Source organism: Thiolapillus sp. (assembly GCF_048562965.1).
Lineage (GTDB): Bacteria > Pseudomonadota > Gammaproteobacteria > Chromatiales > Chromatiaceae > Thiolapillus > Thiolapillus brandeum_A.
In genome coordinates this window covers 1-4,606 of the sequence record NZ_JBHNMF010000267.1, presented here as the reverse complement: position 1 = coordinate 4,606, position 4,606 = coordinate 1, and the positions used below count along the sequence as shown (strand labels likewise).

Below are 4,606 nucleotides of genomic sequence, written 5' to 3'. Positions count from 1 at the left end.
GTTTTCGGTTTTGTTCTGAAGAAGATCCTTGCGTTGAGTCAGGTTGCCCAGACTGTCGAAGGTATAGTGCAGATTTTGCACACTGGCAGTGACAATGCTGCTGAGACGCCCGGTGGCCGCGTTGTAGGTGTGGTAACCGGTGATGCCGCTGCGTTGTTCCTGGGTGAACTGTCCATCGGCATTGGTGGTAATACCTTTCCAGTAGATCAGACCGCCGGGGCTGGCGTCGGCCACCTGTTGCAGGTGGTTGGCGCTGTTGTAGCTGTAGTTGAGGGTCAGGCCATCACCGGGCAGGGTTTTTGTGGACAGGCGGCCATAGCCGTCGTAGCTTTGGCTGGCGGTGTAGGTTGTGCCGCTAATGGTGGTACGGGTGCGCCAGGGGCGACCGAGGCCGTCATAATCCAGATGACGGGTAATGCCGGGGGCGGTTTCGGTGGTGAGTTTGCCCAAGGCTTTGCCGTGGCTGATGGTGTCGTCATAGCCCCAGGTCTCCTGGGTGGCACTTTGTTGCCCGTTCAGGTATCGAAGTGTCATGCGACCCAGGCGGTCATAGCGCATCTTCAGTACCTGGCTTTTGGCATCGGTCTGGCTGATCAATTCCCCCAGGACGTTGTAGTCATAACGCCAGGTGCCCAGATCAGGATCGTCAAGCTGGATTTTTTCTCCCCGGCGGTTGTAGGTGAGCGTCGTGCGGCTGCCATCAACACCGGTGATGCTGGCGACATTGCCTGTCGGGGTGTGCCCGAAGGTCGTCCAGTTGTTCAGGGCATCACGCACGGCAATTTTCTCCCCAAAACCATTGCTCAGGGTCAGTGTCGACTGTTCCAGCGCGTTGGTGCTGAGGATGGACTGGCCAATATGGCTGCCATCATTCCAGGTGCCATAGACAAAGGCGGTGGAACCTGTCACTGGCGAGTTTTCCTCTGTGGGGCGGTTGAGGATATCGTAGGTGGTGACGGTCCAACCCGCCGGGGTCCGGTTGAGGATGAAAGGCCGTGAAACCCGCGCCACCCGGCCCAATACGTCGTATTGGGTGTCAGTACGCCGGTAGCGACCGTCAAAGCCTTGGATGGCTTCGCCAATGACCCGGCCTTTTTTGTCATAGCACCGGTAGCTGGCGGGTTGACCGGTGGCGGTGGTGAGAATGCGGTACACGGTACCGGTTGGGCAATCGGTATTACCCCATTCATAGGTGATCCGGGTGTGGGTGCCATCGGCACGGTCTTCCCGCTGTAACCGCCCCAGGGCGTCGGGCGTCCAGGTGGTGGTCAGGCCGTTGGGGCCGGTCAGCCGGGTCCTGAAACCATAGCGGCTGTTGTAGCGGTAGGTTTCCTGCTGGCCCAGCGCATTGGTGGTGATACTGGGGAAGCGACCGCCCGCATCATGGGCGGTGGTGGTGGTGCGGCTGATAATGCCGCTGCCACTGATAGTTTGGGTCTTTTGATTACCGAAGGCATCATAGCTGTAACAGGTGCTCAACGAGCTGTCGCGATGATCGGGTTCGATGGTTTCGCAGTGCAGCAAACCGTTGGGCCGCTGCCCGGCGGGTGCGCGCATGTTGTAGCTGAAGCTGCTCTTGCGGATTCGGATGGCGGCGCCATAGGCCGAACCCGAGTGGGTGACAGTGCTTCCCAGCAGGCGTCCCATTAACCAATGGGTTGCCTTGTTCTGATAGCGGCTCTGGGTTGTTTTGGTCTGGGTTCTGTTGCTCAGGCTATCTACTGTTGTGATCCCAACAGTTTGGAAATTCCCGGCAAGATCCCGATTGGATTGTGTGGTGGTGGTCTTGCTGAGCTGTACGCCCGATGCCAGATCGTAGTGTTTCTGAACCGATACGCTCAGATAGGGCTGCTCAATACGCCCTTTGGACCGGTTCCAGGCCGTGCTGTTCCAGGTATTGTCGGTGCGGGAAATCAGTCGGCTGTCCGCGCTGCGCCGGACAATTTTGCGGAGCTGATTACCGGTATAGGGAAATTGCTGAAGATAATCCTGGTATTCGATGAGGCCCGCTGTCATATCGGTAATGATCTGGCGGGAAAAACCCTGGAACCCCCGCCCTTCTGTATGGGTTCTCGCCCCTTCATAGCGGTACCGTTTCTCGTGTACACCCCCCTGCCCTGCATCCTGCTTCACCTGACTGACCACGCTCATGGGTGCCTGAAAATACCGCCAGCCATGGGGGCTGTTGGGCGTATTGGAGCGGGCCGTATGGATGCCCTGGGAAAGGGAAGCGTATTCGATTTCTATAAGATCATTACTGCGCCCGCGCCCAGCGGTAATACGCCGTACCAGATCCCCCCGGGTTCGGGCGCGTTTGTGCAATTGCCATTTGTATTGATGGCCTACAACCAAATCGGCCAGGCCATCCCCGTTAAAATCCGCAACCAGGGGATGATGTCTGTAGATGCCGGAGGCATCAGCGCCCGTATCAATCGCTTCGAAGCGTGGATTACCCTGGCTGTCAAATCGCGTCAGCAATACCCACCAGTGCCGGACCCCTCCTTTCTTATGGGCAAGTATGATGTCGGTCACACCGTCTTTATCCCAGTCAATGGGATTGGCGGATTGAGGATCATTGTGCCGATCTGCAGGATCGGTAAGCAACCTGAAAACAGCGCCACTGCCTGCCTCCGTCAGTGACGCCTTCACCGGGTTCCCTGCAAAACTGCCGGTGCCCGAAGCGGTGTGGGTTCCCCCCTGGTTCAGGCGATATTTGACACTCCCGCGGTAAAACCAGACAATGTCCTGATAGCCGTCGCCATTGATATCGATGACCAGGGATTTGCTGTCGTGTGCCGGACCCCCCCAATGCAGTGATATGGGTGTAAAAGATCTTCCTTGAGACAGGTAAAGGTAGTTGTTCACGGAAAACAAATCCTGCCGGCCATCGCCGTTCATATCGATGACGAGGAGTTCCTGTGCTCCCGTGGGCAACCCTGTACTGCCAACATTGGTGAACCCCCCCGTGCTGTTCTGCAGTAACAACTCCCATTTAAAAGAGGGCAAAAAGGAGAGAAAACCGCTGTCGGCGCCTGTTATCCGGGGATACAACAGATCCTGACGGCCATCACCATTGGCATCCAACACAAGGGGGGCGCAATGTTGTCTGACCCATAACCGGTCACACCCCCAACTGCCGGCGGTGTCGGCAATGGTGAGGCGGGTGACGCTCAATGTATTGTTGGCGGCGTCATAAGCATATTTTCTCCAGCCGGTTATTTTCCGGGCATGCCGTGTATCGCCATCGGTGTCGGTGTAGTCCGCACTGGCGGTAATCGGCACCAGAATATCGGTTTTTCCATCCGCATCCGCATCCATGGGGATAAAGGGGCTATAAGGCCAGGGACCCCCTTCCACAAAAGGTATGCGTTCAGCAGAAAGAAAATGGTGGTTGGCTGACACACTGCCGTGGGCATCGTACAAATCAATCGTGAGCCTGCCACCATCATCGTTCGGATAGACCAGATCTGCAATCCCGTCACCATTGAAGTCCAGCACCTGTGCCGCATCCCGACTTTTACTGTCCCTGAAAGCACTTCGATGACTCACTATCGCCGCCGCAAAACCATTGTCCACCTTGGGCGTTGCGGCGGAATACCATTCGACAAGGGTGGGTGCTACGCACTGTGTGGCCGCCGTATCGACACACAAACGAATCTGCCCCAGACGGCTCTTGGGGTTGACATAATCGGTGGACAGGTAGTCGAAGAAGTAACTGCGCACATGGGCTGCGCCCTCATAGACTGCAACGGATGCCAGACGATGAGTGCTCCTGATCCTTGATTGCGCCACATAGCCATAGGTTTTGTCCGGTCGGCTTTGGTAATTGAAGCGCACCGAGGCATGGGGGGCATAACGGGCACCGACATTGCCGCTGTAGTCGATCCGGGAGATCTGGTGGGTAGCGCCAGCAACGGCTTTAACATAACTGAGGGTGTAATAGTTACCCACCGTATCGGTCACTTTGTTCAATGCCCAACGCCGGGTTTTTCTGGGAAGGGAAGCCAAACCATAGTAGGGACGCCCGTCCAGCATGGCAGATACGCTAATATTGGCATCAGGAGTGCGCCCGTATTCCATGATTTCACCTGATTTGGTCCAGACTTTGAACCAGGTCAGGGAGCCCTCCTGCAGCATCTCCACCTTGGTGTAATCGTCAACTTCAGGGCGATAAACCGATCCCGCCTCCCCTTCTGTTCCACTGACAACGCGCAAACGCCGTCCATCCAGACACAGGGCATCAGCGCGGCTCAGTTCCACCCCGGCCGGAAAACCATCCTGCGCAAGGGTTCGGTTGCAACGATGAATATTCGACAGACCGCTCAAGGACCACCCCACCCCCAACAGTCCGTTACCTGCCTGACTGTTATATTGCAAACCCAGTTGTGGTGTGAGTGCGCCGCGCCCCGGCGGCAGTTCCAACGGAATACTATAGCCCGCGCCTCCGCGCGGACTGACGCCAAACTCTCCCGGCAGTGAGGCCACCAGACGGGTGTCACCCACGGGGGGGCTGATGTCAGAACGTACCACCGGCAACGCCCTTGGTGCGCCTTGGCAAGCGTGTCTTCGGCCTCGTGATAGATTTTGGGACATCCCAGTCCCCAAA

General features: G+C 57.1%; 1 protein-coding gene. It reads right to left on the bottom strand.

The genetic code is table 11. The features are described from left to right. Positions 1-4,503: FG-GAP-like repeat-containing protein (locus ACOCD2_RS12900; RefSeq protein ID WP_294030817.1), on the bottom strand; the 4,503-nt coding region annotated here is incomplete at its 3' end. Positions 4,504-4,606: the final 103 nt, after the last annotated feature.